16 protein-coding genes are annotated in these 19,586 nt (G+C 43.4%); 9 read left to right on the forward strand and 7 right to left on the reverse strand.

Annotated features, from left to right (window positions below; genetic code table 11):
- Positions 1 to 10 precede the first annotated feature (10 nt).
- Positions 11 to 619 (forward strand): TerD family protein, encoded by a 609-nt coding sequence (locus ACTQ9T_RS09605; RefSeq protein WP_010199561.1) that lies wholly within the window; start codon positions 11 to 13, stop codon positions 617 to 619.
- Positions 620 to 736: 117 nt separating this feature from the next.
- Positions 737 to 1,414, forward strand: a complete 678-nt coding sequence (locus tag ACTQ9T_RS09610) for a hypothetical protein (RefSeq protein ID WP_440464913.1) — start codon at positions 737 to 739, stop codon at positions 1,412 to 1,414.
- 105 nt (positions 1,415 to 1,519) lie between these two features.
- On the opposite strand, the gene ACTQ9T_RS09615 is transcribed toward ACTQ9T_RS09610, so the two are convergent.
- Entirely contained in the window at positions 1,520 to 2,824 is a 1,305-nt protein-coding gene (locus ACTQ9T_RS09615) for a TerD family protein (RefSeq protein WP_440464914.1), read from the reverse strand.
- 824 nt (positions 2,825 to 3,648) lie between these two features.
- Here ACTQ9T_RS09615 and ACTQ9T_RS09620 point away from each other — a divergent pair.
- Positions 3,649 to 4,791 carry an ATP-grasp domain-containing protein gene (locus ACTQ9T_RS09620; protein ID WP_440464915.1) on the forward strand — a complete coding sequence of 381 codons (1,143 nt, stop codon included), beginning with the start codon at positions 3,649 to 3,651 and terminating at the stop codon, positions 4,789 to 4,791.
- Between the two features lie 251 nt (positions 4,792 to 5,042).
- Here ACTQ9T_RS09620 and ACTQ9T_RS09625 read toward each other — a convergent pair whose 3' ends face one another.
- Both ACTQ9T_RS09625 and ACTQ9T_RS09630 read right to left on the reverse strand, forming a co-directional pair.
- Positions 5,043 to 5,783, reverse strand: coding sequence for an MHYT domain-containing protein (locus ACTQ9T_RS09625; RefSeq protein WP_352310161.1), 741 nt, complete (start codon positions 5,781 to 5,783; stop codon positions 5,043 to 5,045).
- Positions 5,784 to 5,904: 121 nt separating this feature from the next.
- Positions 5,905 to 6,612, reverse strand: coding sequence for a hypothetical protein (locus ACTQ9T_RS09630; protein WP_189584478.1), 708 nt, complete (start codon positions 6,610 to 6,612; stop codon positions 5,905 to 5,907).
- 859 nt (positions 6,613 to 7,471) lie between these two features.
- Here ACTQ9T_RS09630 and ACTQ9T_RS09635 point away from each other — a divergent pair.
- From ACTQ9T_RS09635 to ACTQ9T_RS09655, 5 genes are all read left to right on the forward strand, one after another.
- A complete protein-coding gene (locus ACTQ9T_RS09635; protein WP_440464916.1) occupies positions 7,472 to 8,698 on the forward strand; it encodes a S1 family peptidase in 1,227 nt (408 codons plus the stop codon).
- A gap of 65 nt (positions 8,699 to 8,763) precedes the next feature.
- The gene (locus tag ACTQ9T_RS09640) at positions 8,764 to 10,086 is read left to right on the forward strand and encodes a phosphoribosyltransferase domain-containing protein (protein ID WP_440464917.1); all 1,323 of its coding nucleotides are present in this window, start codon (positions 8,764 to 8,766) and stop codon (positions 10,084 to 10,086) included.
- 42 nt (positions 10,087 to 10,128) lie between these two features.
- Positions 10,129 to 10,953 carry an HAD hydrolase family protein gene (locus ACTQ9T_RS09645; protein ID WP_440464918.1) on the forward strand — a complete coding sequence of 275 codons (825 nt, stop codon included), beginning with the start codon at positions 10,129 to 10,131 and terminating at the stop codon, positions 10,951 to 10,953.
- A 32-nt stretch (positions 10,954 to 10,985) separates the two neighbouring features.
- The gene (locus ACTQ9T_RS09650; protein WP_440464919.1) at positions 10,986 to 12,212 is read left to right on the forward strand and encodes a cysteine protease StiP domain-containing protein; all 1,227 of its coding nucleotides are present in this window, start codon (positions 10,986 to 10,988) and stop codon (positions 12,210 to 12,212) included.
- Positions 12,213 to 12,281: 69 nt separating this feature from the next.
- A complete protein-coding gene (locus tag ACTQ9T_RS09655) occupies positions 12,282 to 13,361 on the forward strand; it encodes an HpcH/HpaI aldolase/citrate lyase family protein (protein ID WP_010199540.1) in 1,080 nt (359 codons plus the stop codon).
- Between the two features lie 112 nt (positions 13,362 to 13,473).
- On the opposite strand, the gene ACTQ9T_RS09660 is transcribed toward ACTQ9T_RS09655, so the two are convergent.
- On the reverse strand, positions 13,474 to 14,286 hold the full coding sequence (locus tag ACTQ9T_RS09660) for an alpha/beta fold hydrolase (RefSeq protein WP_201591557.1): 813 nt from the start codon (positions 14,284 to 14,286) through the stop codon (positions 13,474 to 13,476).
- Between the two features lie 352 nt (positions 14,287 to 14,638).
- On the opposite strand from ACTQ9T_RS09660, the gene ACTQ9T_RS09665 reads away from it, so the two are divergent.
- Positions 14,639 to 15,436: an enoyl-CoA hydratase/isomerase family protein gene (locus ACTQ9T_RS09665; RefSeq protein ID WP_240215857.1), complete on the forward strand. Its 798-nt coding sequence runs from the start codon at positions 14,639 to 14,641 to the stop codon at positions 15,434 to 15,436.
- A gap of 119 nt (positions 15,437 to 15,555) precedes the next feature.
- Here the strand turns inward: ACTQ9T_RS09665 and ACTQ9T_RS09670 are convergent, their stop codons facing one another.
- The 3 genes from ACTQ9T_RS09670 to acnB form a co-directional block, all read right to left on the reverse strand.
- Positions 15,556 to 15,999 carry a PACE efflux transporter gene (locus ACTQ9T_RS09670; protein ID WP_440464920.1) on the reverse strand — a complete coding sequence of 148 codons (444 nt, stop codon included), beginning with the start codon at positions 15,997 to 15,999 and terminating at the stop codon, positions 15,556 to 15,558.
- A 165-nt stretch (positions 16,000 to 16,164) separates the two neighbouring features.
- On the reverse strand, positions 16,165 to 16,605 hold the full coding sequence (locus ACTQ9T_RS09675; RefSeq protein ID WP_440464921.1) for a DUF805 domain-containing protein: 441 nt from the start codon (positions 16,603 to 16,605) through the stop codon (positions 16,165 to 16,167).
- Positions 16,606 to 16,818: 213 nt separating this feature from the next.
- A complete protein-coding gene (gene acnB, locus ACTQ9T_RS09680; RefSeq protein WP_415228340.1) occupies positions 16,819 to 19,422 on the reverse strand; it encodes a bifunctional aconitate hydratase 2/2-methylisocitrate dehydratase in 2,604 nt (867 codons plus the stop codon).
- Positions 19,423 to 19,586: the final 164 nt, after the last annotated feature.

Consider the following 19,586-nt stretch of genomic DNA (forward strand, 5'->3'; position numbering starts at 1 on the left):
GGATTTTATCATGGCAGTTAGTTTACAAAAGGGACAAAAAATATCCCTAAGCAAAGAAGCCGGCGGCGATCTGACTCAAGTAAAATTGGGTCTAGGTTGGGACGTGGCGCAAGGACCACAAGAGAAAAAGGGTGGCTTCTTAGGCAAATTATTTGGTGGCGGTAGCGGCGGCGACTCTATCGATTTGGATGCTTCGTGCATCATGTTCGATAGCAACAAGCAGGCAGTTGATGCCATTTGGTTCAGCCAGCTCAAATCAAAAGATGGCAGCATCGTGCACACAGGCGATAACCGTACTGGCGATGGCGATGGCGATGACGAAGTTATCAACGTCGATCTTTCAAGAATCCCTGCTAATGTCGTCTCGCTGGTATTTACCGTCAATAGCTTTACCGGACAGACGTTTGAAACAGTAGAAAATGCCTTTTGCCGTATTGTCAATGCCAATAATAACCAAGAAGTCGCGCGCTATAACCTATCAGCGCAAGGCAGTCATACAGCGATGGTAATGGCAAAAGTTTATCGCCATAATAATGAATGGAAAATGCATGCCATTGGCGAAACTGCCTCAGGTCGTACTTTCCATGATTTGATGCCTGCTATTACGCCACATGCTTAATCCCTGATCTATTTTTAAATTTCATTACTTTCAATACAAACAGCTTAACGACTTTCGTTGAGCTGTTTTTTTGATTATTATAATATGAATAAAATAAGCTTATAATTTGGGATAGCCATGCAAGCAAGACACATTGATAACGGTGACAGGCTAACTTATTATGCCGAGCAAAGTATAGTATGCTGTATCGAATGTGACACTGTAGGTAAAGTTGAAAATGAATATCAATATAGAATAGAAAGCGAACGCAAAGTTTGGTGTGCTAAATTTGTCTGTAAACACTGCCAATTATCATTAGTAAAAAATGAAGAACAAGCTGACTGGGTAGGTCAATGTAATCTAATAGGAGATTGTCCGTGTAGCTTTTGTGGTACACGATTGACTGCTAACGAAGAAATAATATTCTCCTATAAACAAGCTTTGCCTTCTATTATTGCTATTGACTGCTCAAGTTGTGGTAAAACCAATGCAGTACCCGTAGAAAGAGCGAATAAATACCAACGTTATGATGCAAGGTTAGCTATTGACGCTGATTTTGGGCTTCCCCTTTTCTTACAAGTACCCTGCCGATTTGGTAAAATTTGGGCATTTAATCAGAGCCACTTAACTGAATTACATAGTTATATCAATGCAACACTAAGAGAAAGAACAGCCGTTGCTGGTAATGCTAGTATGCCTTCGAGACTACCCAATTGGATGAAATCAGCAAAAAATCGTGAAATGATTAATAAAAAGCTAACACGGTTACAAATTCAGTTAGATAGATATAAAAATAAAAGCATTTCTGAAAGTTGAACATAGCAAGTAATGCAACTAACAATTAATAAGCCTTACAAAAACAGCCCGTCTATTGATAATAGAGGGGCTGTTTATTTGTATTAAGGGGTGCTATTCAAGCACTTACTTACTACCACGTTTCCAGCTAAAGCCCCAATTAAAGGCTTTATCCATTTCTTGATGGCCTTTAAAGTATTGATTGATACGTTCAACGTTGATACTGCCTTGTTGATTGACCAAACGCGCAATGGCACACATTGGCAAGTTGCCTGTGCCTTCTGTTAAGCGCGTCTCAATCGGCGACTGATCAGGCACATGAATGGTCACTACCCCATCCGTTTTTGCCCAGTTCGGCGCACCTTCGTAGATGAAGGCAAAGATAAATACTTCCTCAATTTGCGACCACTGCTGACCATTGATATCGAGCCACTCACCGCCACTCACTTGTCCTGTCCTATCGTCGGCGCGCAGACAAACGTAAGGTGCTGATTGCAAACTACCAAAGCGATTGCCTAAGGCTTGAATCAGGGTTTTTTCGCCATTTTTTAGATGAATCATCGCCCCAACATCAAGGTCAATACCGCCCGCTTTATGCTGCTTGAACAGATCACCCAACAAACCTTTTTTCGGTGCTTGCTTATCCATATCTGGACGTTGGTTCCAGTTTAGGTTGACCGAGATTTTGCCAAAGTCATCGCGCTTCTTAAGATTGATACTGGATTGGTTTTTGGTTAAGGTGATTTTGCTCAAATTGATAGCAGGACTGGCTGGAATCGGTGGCGGCGTACTTGCTTGAGAGGCACTGCCCGCCTTTTGCGTATTGATTGGACGTTGAGTATTGATAGGTTGAGATTGACCCTGTGACTGGTTTTGATTTTGAGCCTGATTGCTATTTTGATATGAGGACTGAGCTGGTGCTTCGTCGGCAATTTCAACGCCGAAATGCTCAGATAACGGCTTCAGACCGCCTTCAAAACCTTGGGCAATAAAGCGAAACTTCCAGCTGCCCTGCCGACGATAGCATTCTGCAAGGATAATGGCTTTTTCATTACGCCCAGCACTACTAAGCTGACAAGTCATCAGCACTTGACTGCCTTGCAATACTTGGATATCAACATCACCGATTTGCGCCAAGGCTTGCGCGCTAGAAAATGCCAAGGCAATTTTGTCAATATTCGCCGGTTGCGCTGCTAAATTAATATCAAAAAATCCATCACTATCGTGACCTCGGAAGCTGACATTGCCGTCATCACTACGCGTCTGCCCATAAAATATCATATCGCCATCACCGCGCACTTTACCGTCAGTGGTCAGACGATAAGCAGCACAATCGATGGCATTTTGACTTAAAATGCGAATGCTAATATTGTCCGTCGGTAGTGGCGCATTGGCACCAGCAATCAGTTTTTGAGGTTGGTTCTGGCTCATCATATGTCCTTTGAGTTATTTATTATATTAGGGCGTGTTGAACATTCAACCATGGCACTGACAGAGACTATTTTTTAGACAGTTCGACGTTAAAAACAGTAAGTTTAGTTATTTTAAGCGTCTTTTTTTAACAATGAAGTGGCAAAAAATAGTCCTGTCTCCCTCTGTTGATATTAGAGCTGATGCTAAAACTTCCCCATACTGCGTTGTAAATCTAGTTAAGGCACTAGCATTACCGTCGTTTTACGCCTTGTTTGGAGCAGTTTTAGCGATCAGCAGTGCCTATTTGTGAATGTTCAACACGCCCTAGCGTTTTTTAGGTTCACTATCGTCGTATAGTAGCATGGATAATGTCATATTTTTAATCAGCACACTAAGGCGTGCTCTCAATTCAATCGATGGTCATCGAAATGGGCTAAAAATAGTTAAATCTTGCCAAACAATTCCAAACAATGTCAAGGAATTTTAGAATCGCTACAAGGCGACCGACCGCAGGTAGTACACTGAGTACATCTAGGACGGATAACACCGTAGCGGTTTAAAAGTGCTCTGACTATAGCTAACTAATATCTCGATATCATCTGCGTTATTTTCCTTGTCTGACTGCAACTTATCTCATTTTTATCGCCATTTTTTAAATGAGGACACGCCCTAGAGCGTAGCATTTCTATATAATAGACTTTGCTATAAGCGACGGCGCAGCGTGGCTTTTTTGGCAACGGATGAGTATTGACCATCTTGACAAGAAACGTGCGACAATCACGCCCGGTTATCTAATACCTATAACACTTACCTATAACATTGATAATAATGCTGAGAGAATTATGAGTAACCTTGCTAACGATATCCTTTCTATGACCCCCGTTGCCGCTTGGTTGGCAGAAGGTCAGTCTAGCCAGCGTGATATGTTAGCCAGCCTGCAAGCCCTAAAAACACAAGCGCACTCGCCCTTTAATGTTATAGCGTCACACCGCCATGACAGACCTGAAATTTTTGAGTTTGCCGACAGCACATATATTGAGCCATCCAAAACCCTACTCGACAGTGATGAGCAAATCATACCTGAACCCGTCACACCGCGCTGGCAATTTGTCTTAGAGCAAGCCAAACAACACAACGTAAAAGTATTGCTGACTGGTCGTAATGGTATCGACTATGAAGCGCAGCGTGAGGCATTTAGTGCTGCTGGCATTCGATTATTGACAGGAGCAACCAGCGTCGCAGCGCTAGAGTGTATCGATGATAAATTTGCCTTTATGCAGCAGTGCCATGCCCATAATATTCCGGTGGCAGACGCTTGGCGCTTTGACAATACTGCTGAGCTTGAGGCTTTACTTAGCGAGCATGGTCATCAGCCTTTATGCGTCAAACCTGTCACTGGTATTTTTGCACAAGGCTTTTGGCGGCTAGATCTGGCTAAAGACGATGGCGAGCATTACGATAGCTTTGAGCATTTATACTTTACCGAAGAGAAAAAAATCAATACCGCGCAGTTTGTGAATGCCTACACTCATAGCCAAATGGTACATGAGCGCCCTATTCCGATGCTGCTAATGCCTTACCTATCAGGGCAAGAGTACTCTATCGACGTGGTGTGCGAATATGGTGAAGTACTGGCAGCCGTTACTCGTCATAAAACTGGCAAAATCCAGCATGTCGGCTACGAGCAGGACGTTATGGAGGTGGTGATTCCATTAATTAAAGCCTTTGGTTGCGATGGTATCGTCAGCGTACAGACCAAGGCAGATGATGACGGTCAGCACCGTGTGCTTGAGATTAACAGTCGCCCTTCTGGCGGTATCGGTTATACAGCGCATAGCGGTATCGATCTCACACAAGTCGGATTTGCTTATTGGCTAGGATTAACGGCAAAGCCACAGTTAGAGGACATTGCTCAAAAAATTAAGCCTTGCCAGGTGCGCTCGCTGATGATGAGCGTCAAAATTGAAGAGACAGACGCTGAGTAACTTACTAAGTGAGGATATAGTCATTCCACTATAAAAGTATTACAGCGTTAACCTCGATTGAAGTATCACATATACATCTACACTCGGTTGCCTTGTACTACTTTTAAATTGAATCGACTATAAGCCTCATTGACTATAAGCCTAATCGATAGTCAAGATCGTCAAGCACAAAAAAGGTTTTTAGATAGCAATCTAAAAACCTTTTTTACTGTTTACATCATACATTAACGATGAAAAACAACGGCTGAGAATTACTCGCCAAATACTAGCGTTGCTTTCTTAGGGGCATTCTTAGATGCAAGAACCCATAACAAGCTCAATACGATCGCTGAGCCAATAAAAATAATGATCGCTGAAGAGATTGCACTATCATGCGTATAACTCATAGACATCATATGGTTAGTAGCATCCATCTCCATAGCCGCCATACCAGTATAGTGCATACCACAAACGGCAAGACCCATAATGAACGCACTACCGAAACGCTGTAAGGTACCGCGTAGGTTAAATGCCAACCATAATGCCGCGATAGCAGCTACAATGGCAATAATCACTGAGGTGATCAGAAGTGGAATATTGTATGACATCGTAGCTTCCATCTGCATTGAAGCCATACCAGTATAGTGCATGGCTGCAACGCCAAGTCCAGTCAAGACACCACCGCCAATCAGTTTACTCATGCTAGACGCACCGCGCCCTACGATCATGATACCAATAGCCACAAAACCAACAGCAAGCAGCATCGAAACAATTGTCATGCCCAGATTATAGGTAACTGGCATTTTCATATCGACTGCCATCATACCAATATAATGCATTGACCAAATAGCACCACCAATGGCAATCGAAGATAGCGCGACCCAAAAATATAGGTCTGATCCTGGCTTAGCAGATGGCACTCGAATGGCAAGATTTAGACCCACATAAGAGCCGAACACTGCGATGGCATATGAAACCAACACCAAAAGCAGGTTATATTCAACTTCAATCATTTTTTCGCCTTTTGTATTTAATAAGAACTGAGCCTTTTAGCGTAGACTTGAATAAGCCTTTATACGCCATGCGCTCACTATTGTTTTATATAGACATTGAGTGGTCTATGATTCATTTTGTTTACCCGATGGTAAATTCACAAATATTGGTACTACCAGCACCGCAGCTGGTTTCCTCAACTTGGACTGTCTCTATAGCAGGATTACTCGCCAAAAACCCTTCGATATAACCGATGACAAAATGACATCCTGAATGATTGCTGTCTGATGACTTACAGAATGGACATTTAATTAAAGAAACCACGTTATTTTTTGCTTTGACCTTACAAAACCCTTTCAAGGCTGGTACGAGTTCTCGGCTGATTGTCGTTGGCATTTTTAGCGGACTACCAAGTGAATAATCACGTTGATAAATACCACCGCCAACCTTTCGTCCTAACTGATGCAGTGCAGTAGCACGCTGATCGCTAGGCAAGCTGGCCTCGTATTGGCTGACGATATCTGTTATTTTGGGGTATTGAGCACCAATAGCGGCTAACGTCGTTTTTTCATCCTCGCCTGTTTGCACAGGTGCTGATGAGGAGATATCTTCTTCATCAATTTCGAGTTTAAACAAGGTACAACCATCAATAGAGGACAAGTCGTCGATCAAATCCGCTTGCGTCTTAGCGCCTATACTTCTCGCAATCACATGAATGATGTTGCCACCACTGCCTGATGATTCTTGTCTCTGGGAGACGAGCTGATAACCTGCTTTGATAAGTGGTGAAATAACATTAACCAAACGAATGCGTTCAGAAGACGTCTCTAATGCACAAGAAAATTTCAAAAGTCATTCCTTTTCTAAAATACTGCTAAGCTTTTATACCAAACCATTTGTATAAATCAGACAGCGAGCTTCTATCTCGTTAACTGTTATGTCGTATAAATATGATGGGAAGGCAATATGTAAAATTCTTTTCTAACTATGCGATTAAACATAGAGTGACTAAACCGTCTTACTTGTAATAACTGCTAGATTTATAAGCATAGTTATCAAACACAGCATTACTCGCAGCTATGCAATTCTTAGCTTTTTGTATATTTAAAAATAAAAAGTGAGCGCTAAAATAAGACAGGAACGGTGGTCTCAGATACGGGGTTACTTTTGAAATCTCTTCACGAGCAGCAGGCTACAGTAAAGTTTCTAAACAGTAATGAATTTTTATCGCATTATCACGATATTCTTATGGTCTAGCAATACTTCACAAGCCATTGTCCGATAGATGGTGACATTATCCGATAGATGGCTCAAGGCATAATACAGAATATAAGTTTACTAATTTATAGATATCTCATTTCTTTAAAGCCATGATTTAGATAGGGTTTTACTTAACTCAATAGAGTTTCTATCGAATCATATTAAAACCATGTGACGTTATTAATAGATTTTCTGTAGCTTCTATCATTCTTATTAATAGCGAAAGCTTGTCAGCAAAACATTGTGACGAGTACACGTTTTTTACTTTAAACTGACGCTATGCTTTTCATTTACTATTTACCCCATAGCATATTCATTTTTCTAAAATCACTGATATAACATCTGAGTTAAATTCTTAGCATAGCTAAATATGGTTTCTATCGCAGTCATACGAATAAAGCCTCCGCACAAGTACGACTACACGAAAATATCAATTAGGATACATACGATGACAGCACAGACCACATTAGTGTTAGGCGCAAACACAGTGATCACTCAAGAACGCTGTACTGTTGAATTTACGACCTCAGATTCGCTTAGGTTTGGGCAGCAACTTGGACTATTATGGCTACCTCTAAATGAGCAGCGCAAAGCGGTCTGTAGTCCCGCCTATTTGCACGAGCCTAAGGACTGGGCAAAGCTGGACAATAGCGATACGCCACACGAATGGCAGCTTGATTTACCTGACTTATTTGATATGCAAGGGGTTAGCTTCTTACAACTAATCGCTTATACTTATCAAGAGCCAACACTTAATTTACCCGCTGTCGAATTACACAAGGTAAGTTTGACGTTAAACGGTGGCGCTATTCACTATGACTTCCTAGCAAGCGAGCGCCATGTCAAAGCCGCAATCGTGTTTGAGATTTATAAACGCAATGGGCAATTTAAATGTCGAGCGCTCGGTGAAAGCTCGACCCAAGGACTGGCAAGCCTTGAGCAACGAGTACAAGTCAGTCTAGATATTCGTCCGCCAGATACTCATGCGCTCATTCAAGAGGCGCAGCAGCGTGGTTCTCCCAATAGTGACACTCGCACGCCTCGCCAAGTTCAAGCTGGTGAAACATGGACAGGTACGGCTTTTGCGATTGATGAGTATCACCTGCTGACTTGTTATCATGTCATTGAATCGGCGGCAATGATTGGTGTACGCCAGCAGGGTCAGCCTGACCGTGAGGCGCAAGTGGTACTCAGTGATATCGGTAGCGATTCAGCCATTATTAGAGTGAGCGACCCTTTACCTTGCCACCTGCCATTAGCGCAGCAGTGCTCGGATATTTTGGGCGAGACTATCACCACTTTGGGCTTCCCGCTATCAGGACTGAGTAGTCAACTACAAGTCACGCAGGGCTGTATTTCAGGACTAACAGGCTTAAGCGATGACATTCGTTACATGCAATTTACCGCACCAATTCAGCCCGGCTCTAGTGGCAGTCCACTATTACTGCCAACAGGCGAGGTCATCGGCATGGTGACTGCCAGCCTCGTCCATGAACATGCACAAAATATGAACTATGCGGTAAAATTTCAGTTATTATCTGCCCTACTTGCGAGCGCTGGTATCAGTTTGGATAGCGCTGCTCACGGATCTAACGCCACAACTGCTCCACTGACTACCCCGCAACTCAGTAAACAGAGTCGCGGGGCGCTTTGGCTGGTGGGCTGTCAAGGTTAAAATATCTAAAAAAATCAAGTTAATATAAAAATAGCCACTTCAACAAAGTGTGTTAAGGAATATGAATGTCAAACAAGCAACAAAGCACCACCATCACGCTACCACGCGGTACGCTTGATCTCACTTATCAAACGAATATGGTCGTGAGTAACCGTGATTCAGAAAAAAACGACAGCTATCAATTAAAAGACTTGCTTGGCTTTGCTCAGCGCATTAATCCCAAACGTGCATTTTTATTTGTCTCAAAAGTGCTAGGTCGCCATATTCCAGTCACGCCCAGTACCATGCGACATGCTTTTACGGATTTGGCAAACCTAGTGCCTAATGAATTGCCAGCGCCAATTTTGGTCATTGGTATGGCAGAGACCGCTGTCGGTCTATCTGCTGGTGTCCATCAAGCATTACAAACGCGCTATCCTCAAGCGCTACTATTGAACTCTACTCGTCATGCGCAACATGATGAAAATAGTGATGCGAATGGTGCCAATTCTTTACTGACGACTTTTTGTGAAGACCACAGTCATGCCAGCCAGCATTTGATTTATCAGAGCTCTGATAGTGTCGCTCAAGAGCAGTTACTTGCTAGTAAAACGCTGATTATGGTTGATGATGAGGCGTCAACGGGTAATACATGCGTCAATGTCGTCACTGCCCTACGCAATGCAGGGCTGACACAATTAAAGCAAGTACATCTCACCACTTTGGTGGATTGGTCATTAGATCAAGAAAACACAAACAAGCAGACAGAGGACACCAAGCCTGCGCGTATGGCGGATCGTTTGACAGGTATTGAGTTTCATCGTCATCACTTACTGTCTGGCGCATGGCAATGGACAGATGCACCCAATCCTGAACCCATCACGATGCCATCGGTCGATACCACTGCTGCTGGTAGTCAGGCACTTGGTCATACGGGCAACTGGGGGCGTTTTCCAACGCTAGACAGTACAGAGGGGTTTGATAAGTATCTTTCAAGTTTTCAGGCTGCATTTGCACGCTTTAATAACCAAGAAAGCTTTCTTGATCAAAAAAGCTTTGATGTTACTCAGTTGCCTGAGCGGATTTTGGTATTGGGCAGCAATGAGTTTGTTTGGTTGCCATTTTTATTGGCGGAATGGCTTGAGGCAGCGGCTCAGAAGCCAGATTCAGACACAGATGCTATCGTTAAATTTAGTGCGTTGACCCGCTCACCGATTGCGCTTGGTGGTGCGATTACGACGATGCTGAGCTTTGGCGATAATTATGGGCTTGGTATGACCAATTTTGCTTATAATGTTGAGCCTAGTGATTGGGACTTGATCGTATTGTGTGTGGAAACCTCAAGCGATAGTGTTGATGACCTGTGGCAAAATTTAGATAATGTACTGGTGGTGAGTCCTACGCTGTAAGTTATTCAATGATTTTCAAACCCATGATTTACGGACATTTCTATGACTACGCCATTTTTCCAAGCCAATCCCGACATTATTAAACCTTACACACTTATGGATTTGGACGATACGCTATTTCAAACCCAACGTAAAATCGACGCATGGGATTTGCCCACTACTGAACCTGAAAATTTGGTTTGCGCCACGGTCAATAAGCAAGGCGAACCGTTAAGCTTTATGAGTCAGCGCCAAGCCTCACTCTTTAATTGGCTATTGGCTAGTACCGAATTGGTAGTAGTGACGGCACGTGACCGTGATGAAATCAAACGTGTTAAATTGCCTTTTTACAGTTGGCAAGTCTTAACCCATGGCGCGATTATTTTAACGGCTGAGGGTGAGTTGTTAAGCGCGTGGCAGCAGTATATGCATGAGCAGCTTGCACCATTACAAGGCAAACTAAAGCAGTTGACTGACTTGATTGGTAATCATAACCAAGAAGACGTTGGGGCTAATAATGGCTTAAAACTTACCTCACATAGCGATGTTTTTATTGACAATGAACTCACTATTTATTTGGCGATTAAACACGCGCAAAAAGATCATCAAGTATTAGCCAATTTAGCCAAGCAGCTACCCACACTCATACCAAATTTTGATCAAGATTTTTATGTCCATGTGAATGCTAATAACTTAGCGATACTGCCGCATGCGGTTCACAAGCGCCATGCAGTACAGTTTTTATTAGAGAATCATTTAGACAGCCAGCGCCCCAGTTTTGGTTTTGGTGATAGCTTAGCCGACTTGCCTTTTCTACAGCTATTGGACTGGTACGGTATGCCCAACCATGGTCAGCTACATGACCATCTTAGTTCTCAACAATTATAACAACAGCAGCCTATACGAGTAAAAAACCTTCTATGACTAACCTTTATATTCAAAAACTAGAGAAATACGGCTCAGGCAGCTATCTTGCCAGCGATGTGACCGTGCTGCTCGATATTGTCGATAAAGACGCGGTCGCTGATGTACCTGTTAGCCAAAAAGAAGCGCTGATCCAAAGTGGGCAACGGCACTATTCAGACATGCTGACCTTAGAGGCCGCGCCAACTGCGATGCACGAGCAGCTATATTCTCAGGCGCTAACGCAAGGCACGACGAGGACTGCGACTGATATTGCTAACTTAGCTTACACATTGCACAATACTTTTGAGCAAGCGGTTAACGCTGAACGCCCATTAGTATTGGTCAGCTTGGTACGAGCAGGTTTGCCGATTGGGGTATTATTGCAGCGCGCTTTAACAGACCAAAGTAGCAGCTATGCTTTGCCAAGCGTGCATTATGGCATCAGTATCATTCGGGATCGAGGGCTTGATCCAGTCGCGTTGCAAATGCTGCTGGATGCTTATCCAAACAGTCCGATAGTATTCGTCGATGGCTGGACAGGCAAAGGTGCTATTTATCAAGAATTGGCGCGGAGTCTTGAAGCCTTCAGCGACCCTAGTCATGTACATTTTGCCAATATTTTTCATCAAAGCACTTTTGGTCAAGATACTTTTGATCAAAGCACTTCTGATCAAGGCACTGTCAATAACACTACCGTCATACCCCTCTTAACACTCGCTGATCCCGCTGGCGTTGCTTGGCTGTCGGCTAGTGAAGAAGACTGGTTGATACCATCAGGACTGCTAAACAGTACCGTCTCGGGTTTGATTTCGCGTAGCTTATATACCGAGCCGCAATCAGGTCTCCATCGCAGCGTCTTTTATGATAATTTGGTCGCGGTAGATCACAGCTTAGCATTTATCAATCATATTGATGCGGCACGACGTTCATTGAGCACGCCTCCACAGTGCTTGCCAACCTACCAGCAGCCACGCTACCAAACTGCTGAATTAATCAATAAACTGGCGGCGGACTACGCTATTACCAATCGCAACCGTATTAAGCCAACGATTGCAGAGGCAACACGGGCGATATTGCGCCGTGACCCTGAGCGCATCCTATTAGCCACTGCTGAGCATCCTGATACCGTATTGTTGCGACATTTATGTGCGCAGCGAAATATCAATATCAGTGTATTAGGTGATAAAATACTGCCCTATCAAGCCATCACTCTTATCAAGCAGCGTAGCAAAGACAGCTGAATCAACGATACAAGCTGTCTGTTATGACCATGTATAACCACTCATTTATCACTATTTACGATGCCAATTATGTCAAACAACGAATCAAACCTTTATAACTATACTCAGTCTTATGCGCATCTCATCACTGAACGGCATGCGATGGTCAAGCCCAGTACTCATCATCCGTATCAGCTGGGTGCGAGCCTTTATATGCCTGCTACTCGCCAAGATATTTGGCAAGTCATTAAGCGTGATAAATTACCAACGATTAATAGTATTATTATCTGCCTAGAAGATGCCGTTAGTCACAGTGATGTCGAGCTGGCACTGACACGACTGCAAACCCTGCTCAATACTTGGGCGATACACGTCGATAGTATCAATGATCCATCAAGAGAATCTGGCATTCAATCAGAGCAGCAGTCAGAGCAGAAAAACCAGCATCCGACGCGTCCACTGGTCTTTATACGCCCGCGCAATCCGATGATGTTGCAACAATTGGCAGACTATACTCATATAGATCTTATCGACGGCTTCGTCATGCCCAAAGTCGATATGTATAGCTTATCCGACTGGCGGATGGCCTGTCAGAATCTCAGCATCGATCAGTTGCTCATGCCCACGCTTGAGACCGCTGCCCTATTTAACCCGCATCACAATCAAGAACTGGCCATTGGTTTTAAAGAAGCCTTTAGCCAGCCAGTTTTCGCTCTACGTATCGGCGGTAATGACTTGTTTGCCGCGCTGCGCTTGCGTCGTCCGAAAAACAGTATTGTCTATGACACCCCTATCGGTACTCTTGCTTATCAGCTGCTTGGCTGCTTTGTGCCGCATGGCTTTTACCTCACTGCGCCGGTCTTTGAGTATTTAGATCAACCAACGCTCTTTATGCAAGAGCTGACCCGAGATGTCAGCTTGGGCTTAGTCGGCAAAACAGTCATCCACCCTAGCCAAATCGCTTTAGTCCAGCAGGCCTACTGTGTGCCGATGAGCACGTTAGATGAGGCACAAGCCATATTGCATAGCGAAGCCAAAGCGGTGTTTAAATACAACAACACCATGCTAGAGCCTGCCACGCATCGTGCATGGGCAACCGAAATCGTCAATCGTGCCGACGTATTCGGCACCATCAATGATGGTCATAGTGACTATGCATCACGACTGTAGCTTTAGCTACACATCACGCCTAGAGCTCTAGCTTAGTTAGCATTAAAACCAAAGACGCCGTTATCAAATCAATGATAACGGCGTCTTTATTATTATGAGTTAGCAGTATTTATCATACACAGCTCGTCAAGAAATGACTGAGCACTTTATTCACCTGTTCAGGCTCTTCTACCGTTGAAGTATGTCCAGAGCCTTTTATTATCGCAAGCTTAGAGCCATCGATGGCGAAGTGCATACGCTCAGCTTTGTCATAAGGAGTAGCGACATCTTCATCACCAACGATGATTAAAGTAGGCGTCGTGATGCTATCAAGCTGATCATAGACAGCGTCACGTTCGATGACTCCCATCGTGGCTTTGACGACGCCACCTTTGCGATTACCGTTGAGCATCGCCAACCATTCTTTTTGATCGGTTTTACGGGCTTTGTCTGTCAAAAAAGTGCTGCCAAACATAATAGGCATGACTTTTTTACTCACTCTTTTCATACCCAACCAACGAATAGCCGTAATGAGCTTTTTGTAGCCAGGAATATTATCAGGGTCTTCAGCATCAGCCGAAGTATCTATTAGGGTCAATGAGTTTAACAGCTCTGGTTTTTTGATAGCGATGCGTTGTCCAACGAAGCCACCCATCGATAGACCGACATAATGACAGCTGTCTATATCGAGCGCTGCTAGTAGACCAATAGCATCATCTGCCAAGGTGTCCATGTCGTAGCCGTCTTTGGTAATTTGCGACTGACCTTGTCCGCGAAAGTCAAAAGCGATGCAGCGATAGCTGTCCTGAAAATACTCGACTTGTTTGTCATAGATTCTAGTGTTCCAAAGTAGCCCGTGAGCAAAGACCATGACTGGTTTTTGCGTATCGTTTGGGGCGCTATCTTCGTAATAGATATTGGCGTTATTGATTTTTATCTTTGGCATAACAACTTCCTTGTGTAATCGATTAAAAAATTAAGCGTATGACTGTCTTTTCTTTTTAGCCCTGTCTTTCTAACACTTTACTTTTCCCACTGTTCTTTTAGCATAATTCACCAGCCACTCAGTTAACAGTCTTATTTCTGAATGAGCCGTTTTTATCTGTGCCTCCTAAGGAATTAGCACAGCGAGATAAATTAAACCACACTGTCGATTTGTCCTAAGCGCCCACAAAACTTGCTTTTATAATCATAGCAAGCTGCTATAGTAATCAATAGTGAATTATTTGTTACAAAACCTGCTCAGCTTCTATTTTGAACCCTATATTACCCAGCTAATTTAACTAAGGAAAGCCAAGATGTCACCATCTCTAGTCGAGTATCAAAGCGAAAATCATATCGCTACCATCACCATGAACGATCCTAAGACCCTGAATGCCTTTAGCACACCATTAAAAAACGCAATGATAGATGCGCTTGATAAAGCGGATAAAGACGCAGACGTACGCGTGATTGTGCTACAAGGGTCAAATAATAATTTTTCTAGTGGTGGTCATATCGGTGAAATGCTAGAGAACGGTATGGAGTCTGAGGCATTGGTCGCAAAGCTTGACTTTATGCTACGTGAAGTCGCTGAAGTGAGTTTAAAGCTGCGTAATATTCATAAGCCAATTATTGCTAAATTGGAAGGTGCGGTCGCTGGTGCGGGCATGAATCTGGCACTGACTTGCGATTTCCGTATCGCCGCTGACAATGCAAAATTCGTCCAAGCCTTTGTCAATATCGGTCTGATTCCAGATGCTGGTGGTATTTATCTACTAAACCAATTAATCGGTGCTGCCAAAACTACTGAGCTGGTGATGCTAGGTGATAAGCTCAAAGCAGACGATGTGGCACGTTTAGACTTAGTAAATAGTGTCGTCAGCGCAGATGAATTAGACGCAAGTGTGCAGGCTCTTGCCACTCGTTTGAGTCAATTACCGGGTAAAGCATTGGCATCAATGAAACATATGATTAATGTTCACGCCTTTTCTGGTCTCAATGAAGCGCTTGATATGGAAGTTGAACAACAAAACATGATGGCAGTCACCGATGACTTTAAAGAAGGCATTACCGCTTTTATGGAAAAGCGCAAGCCAGTTTATCAGGGAAAATAACTGGGTAATAGGCTGTTCAATTTGGCGGCTGAACCTATTCTGAACCAGATAATTCACTATCCATAGCATCAAAAAAAGGGCTACCAATATGGTAGCCCTTTTTTCGTTTATGTCTGTGGTTAAGAAGCAGATGCTGACTTATAGTGATAAGGTAAGGTAAATATCTTGTCAAAGATAAAGGTAAACACAAAATTATAAATCAAGAAAAATACGAGTAAAGCAGCTTCCATTATAAATGCTTGGAGCAAACCAACCTGATACCAAAACATATATAACGGCAAACAGATCAAAACCAAACCGATTTCAAATATCAATGCATGGACACTACGAATCAGCAGCGTGCGCTCTGCTATCTGCCTACGCTCCTCCCAAGTCTCAAAAGCGGTGTTGTATACAAAGTTCCAAATGATTGCAGCCAGAGAGACCATCATCGCGACGGGTAGAGAGTCTGCTGCATCGCTATTGCTCAGCTTCATCAATACAAAGGTAGAGGAAATAATTGCGATAATCTCAAACACAATCACGTAGACGATACGACGTTTGAGTGGGGATAAAGTAATCAACCAAGACTCCAAAGCACCTAAGTGCATATCAAAGTATCGGTCCGTCCCGAGAGAAAAAAGATAGATTGAGTGCAGAGCCACGGTTTCCGCCTGCCCTTATATTATACAGAAGATAGCGTAGAAAATCAGTCTGAGCTTATGTCAAAATAAGACATCAAAAACCGCTTATTTTGCTGGTGAACCCCACTGATTGCTTTCAAACTTGGTGTCGCTTGCAAGAAATACTATCAATAAAATCCCCAATAATGGAATAAGTGATATTAAAATCCACCATCCTGAGCGATTGGTATCGTGCAACCTACGTATAGTAACTGCTAAGTTTGGTATGAACAAACCGAGTGCAACTAGTATATAAAATAACCCTACTCCTGTATCAAATATGATCGTATCTAGAATCATAGCAATAATCATTAGCCCTGTTTGTATAAGCAAGAAATGCCAGTACTCTTTACGGCGAGCGCGACCAGAGAAATTGGTATAATTTCTCAAGCCTTTTTTGAACCAGTCAATGATGCCGTAGTTTGCCTCAGCAGCATAATTATTAACAACCTCACTAAGTGGTAATGGTGGTGGCGTCGTCTTATCAAGCATATTTTTATATTCCATAGGATTTATCGTTAAACGTCTTTAAAAGTAAAAATCGTAAATTAAAAAATTGAATTTACGAATTAGATTATAAATACCAAACAAAATTTAGCAAACATTTATTGATATTTTTTAAAAATATCATCAAAAAACCCCGCATCATCACGATACGGGGTTTCTGTTTAAATAAGAATTGTAAAACTTAAAAACGTTTAACTTAAGATTTAAACAAAATTAGGTCAACTGAGCGACGTTAATTTTGTCTGCTTCTTCAGTATAGTCAGTCATACGGTCGAAGTTCATGTACTGATACACTTCCTCGCCCATGCTATCAAGCATACCAGCATACTGCTGATATTCGTCGTTCGTTGGCAATTTACCAAGTACCGCTGCTACCGCTGCAAGCTCTGCAGAAGCAAGGTATACGTTAGCGCCTTGACCTAAACGGTTCGGGAAGTTACGAGTTGAGGTCGATACCGCAGTAGACTTCGGTGCGATACGTGCTTGGTTACCCATACATAGTGAACAACCTGGCATCTCAGTACGAGCGCCGGCTTGAGCGTAGATGTTGTAGTAACCTTCTTCCATCAATTGACGCGCATCCATCTTAGTAGGCGGTGCAATCCATAGACGAGTTTTTAAGCTACCTGCTGGTACATCTTGTAGCAGTTTACCAGCGGCACGGAAATGACCGATGTTGGTCATACATGAACCAATGAATACTTCATCAATGGTATCACCAGCGACGTCAGCTAATGTCTTAGCATCATCTGGATCATTCGGGCAGCAAAGAATCGGCTCTTTAATCGTGCTCATATCGATAGTCATATCGATCGTGTACTCAGCATCGTCATCAGCACGCATCAGGCTTGGGTTAGCCAACCAATCTTGCATCTGCTCAACACGGCGGCTGATAGTACGCGCATCGCCATAGCCTTCTGAGATCATCCACTTAAGTAGCGTGATGTTTGAGTTTAGGTACTCAGTCACTGACGCTTCAGATAGAGTAATCGTACAACCAGCAGCACTACGCTCAGCTGATGCATCAGACAATTCGAACGCCTGCTCAGCAGTCAAGTCTTCTAGACCTTCGATTTCAAGAATACGACCGTTGAACTCGTTGATTTTACCTTTCTTATCAACAGTCAATAGACCTTCTTTGATAGCTTGATAAGGAATCGCATGCACTAAGTCACGTAGCGTGATACCAGGCTGACGTTCGCCAACGAAGCGTACACGGACAGACTCAGGCATATCAAGTGGCATAACACCAGTTGCTGCTGCGAATGCAACCAGACCAGAACCCGCTGGGAACGAGATACCCATTGGGAAACGCGTATGTGAATCACCACCAGTACCAACGGTATCTGGAAGTAACATACGGTTCAACCATGAGTGGATGATACCATCGCCCGGACGTAAGCTTACGCCGCCACGGTTCATGATAAAGTCAGGTAGTGTGTGCTGAGTTTCAACGTCAACTGGCTTTGGATAAGCCGCAGTGTGACAGAATGACTGCATCACTAGATCTGCTTGGAAACCCAAACATGCCAAATCTTTTAGCTCATCACGCGTCATTGGACCAGTGGTATCCTGACTTCCTACGGTAGTCATTTTAGGCTCACAGTACATGCCTGGACGTACGCCCTCTAGACCACAAGCTTTACCAACCATTTTTTGCGCTAAAGTAAAGCCTTTACCAGTATCAACTGGCTCTTCTGGCTTAGCAAAAATGTCTGAATGACCAAGACCCATATATTCACGAGCACGGTTGGTCAAACCACGACCAACGATCAATGGAATACGGCCACCAGCGCGAACTTCATCAAGCAAAGTTGGTGAGTTTAGCTTGAACGTAGACAATACTTCATCAGAATCATGCTTAGTGATTTTGCCTTCGTACGGATAGATGTCAAACACATCACCCATGTTTAGGTTATCAACATTCACTTTTTCGATTGGTAATGCGCCAGAATCTTCCATAGTGTTAAAGAAGATAGGCGCGATGTTGTTACCAAGTACTAGACCGCCGCCACGTTTGTTTGGCACGTTAGGGATATCATCACCCATTAACCAAAGTACTGAGTTGGTCGCAGACTTACGGCTAGAACCTGTACCGACGACATCACCAACATAGGCAAGTTGATGGCCTTTTTTCTTCAGCTCTTCGATCTGCTTCATAGAACCAACAACACCCTCTTCGTCAGCGACGATACCGTCACGAGAGTTTTTGTGCATGGCTAATGAGTGCAATGGGATATCAGGACGGCTCCACGCATCTTGCGCAGGTGACAAGTCATCAGTGTTGGTTTCGCCAGTGACTTTAAACGTCGTATAAGTTGATTTTTGTGGTACTTCAGCACGGTTCAAGAACCATTCTGCATCAGCCCAAGATTGAACAACTTCTTTTGCGATTGTATTGCCAGCTTCCGATTTTTCAGTCACGTCATTGAACGCATCAAATACGAGCAACGTCTTTTTCAGTGCTTCAGCTGCGTCTTGTGCAACTTCTTTATCATCTAATGCAGCAACCAATGGCTGAACGTTGTAGCCACCTTGCATGGTGCCTAGAATTTCAACGGCTTTTTGCTTGCTGATAAGTGGTGATGATGTTTCACCCTTAAGGATAGCCGCTAAAAACGCCGCTTTAACGTAAGCCGCTTGGTCAACACCAGCAGGAATACGATTTTCTAGCAAGTTCATCAAGAACGCATCTTCGCCTGCAGGTGGCGTTTTTAAAAGTTCAACCAACTCTGCTACTTGTTTTTCGTTCAGTGGTAGCGGAACCGTTCCTAGCTCAGCACGTTCTTCGACATGTTTACGATAAGCTTCTAACACAATAGTCGTCCTCGTCAGTTGGGGATTAGCACAATACGTGGGTAGTCAGCATGACAGCCTGCGCCTATGTACCAAATGGAATAATTATCCCCGCTAATATAGCTTAAAATGGGCAAAATGTTAACCAGCAAAGCGCTTTCCCGCCTCCATAGTCAATATTTATT

This window comes from Psychrobacter sp. ASPA161_6 (genome assembly GCF_051970285.1).
In the GTDB taxonomy this organism is placed as follows: Bacteria; Pseudomonadota; Gammaproteobacteria; order Pseudomonadales; family Moraxellaceae; genus Psychrobacter; species Psychrobacter glaciei.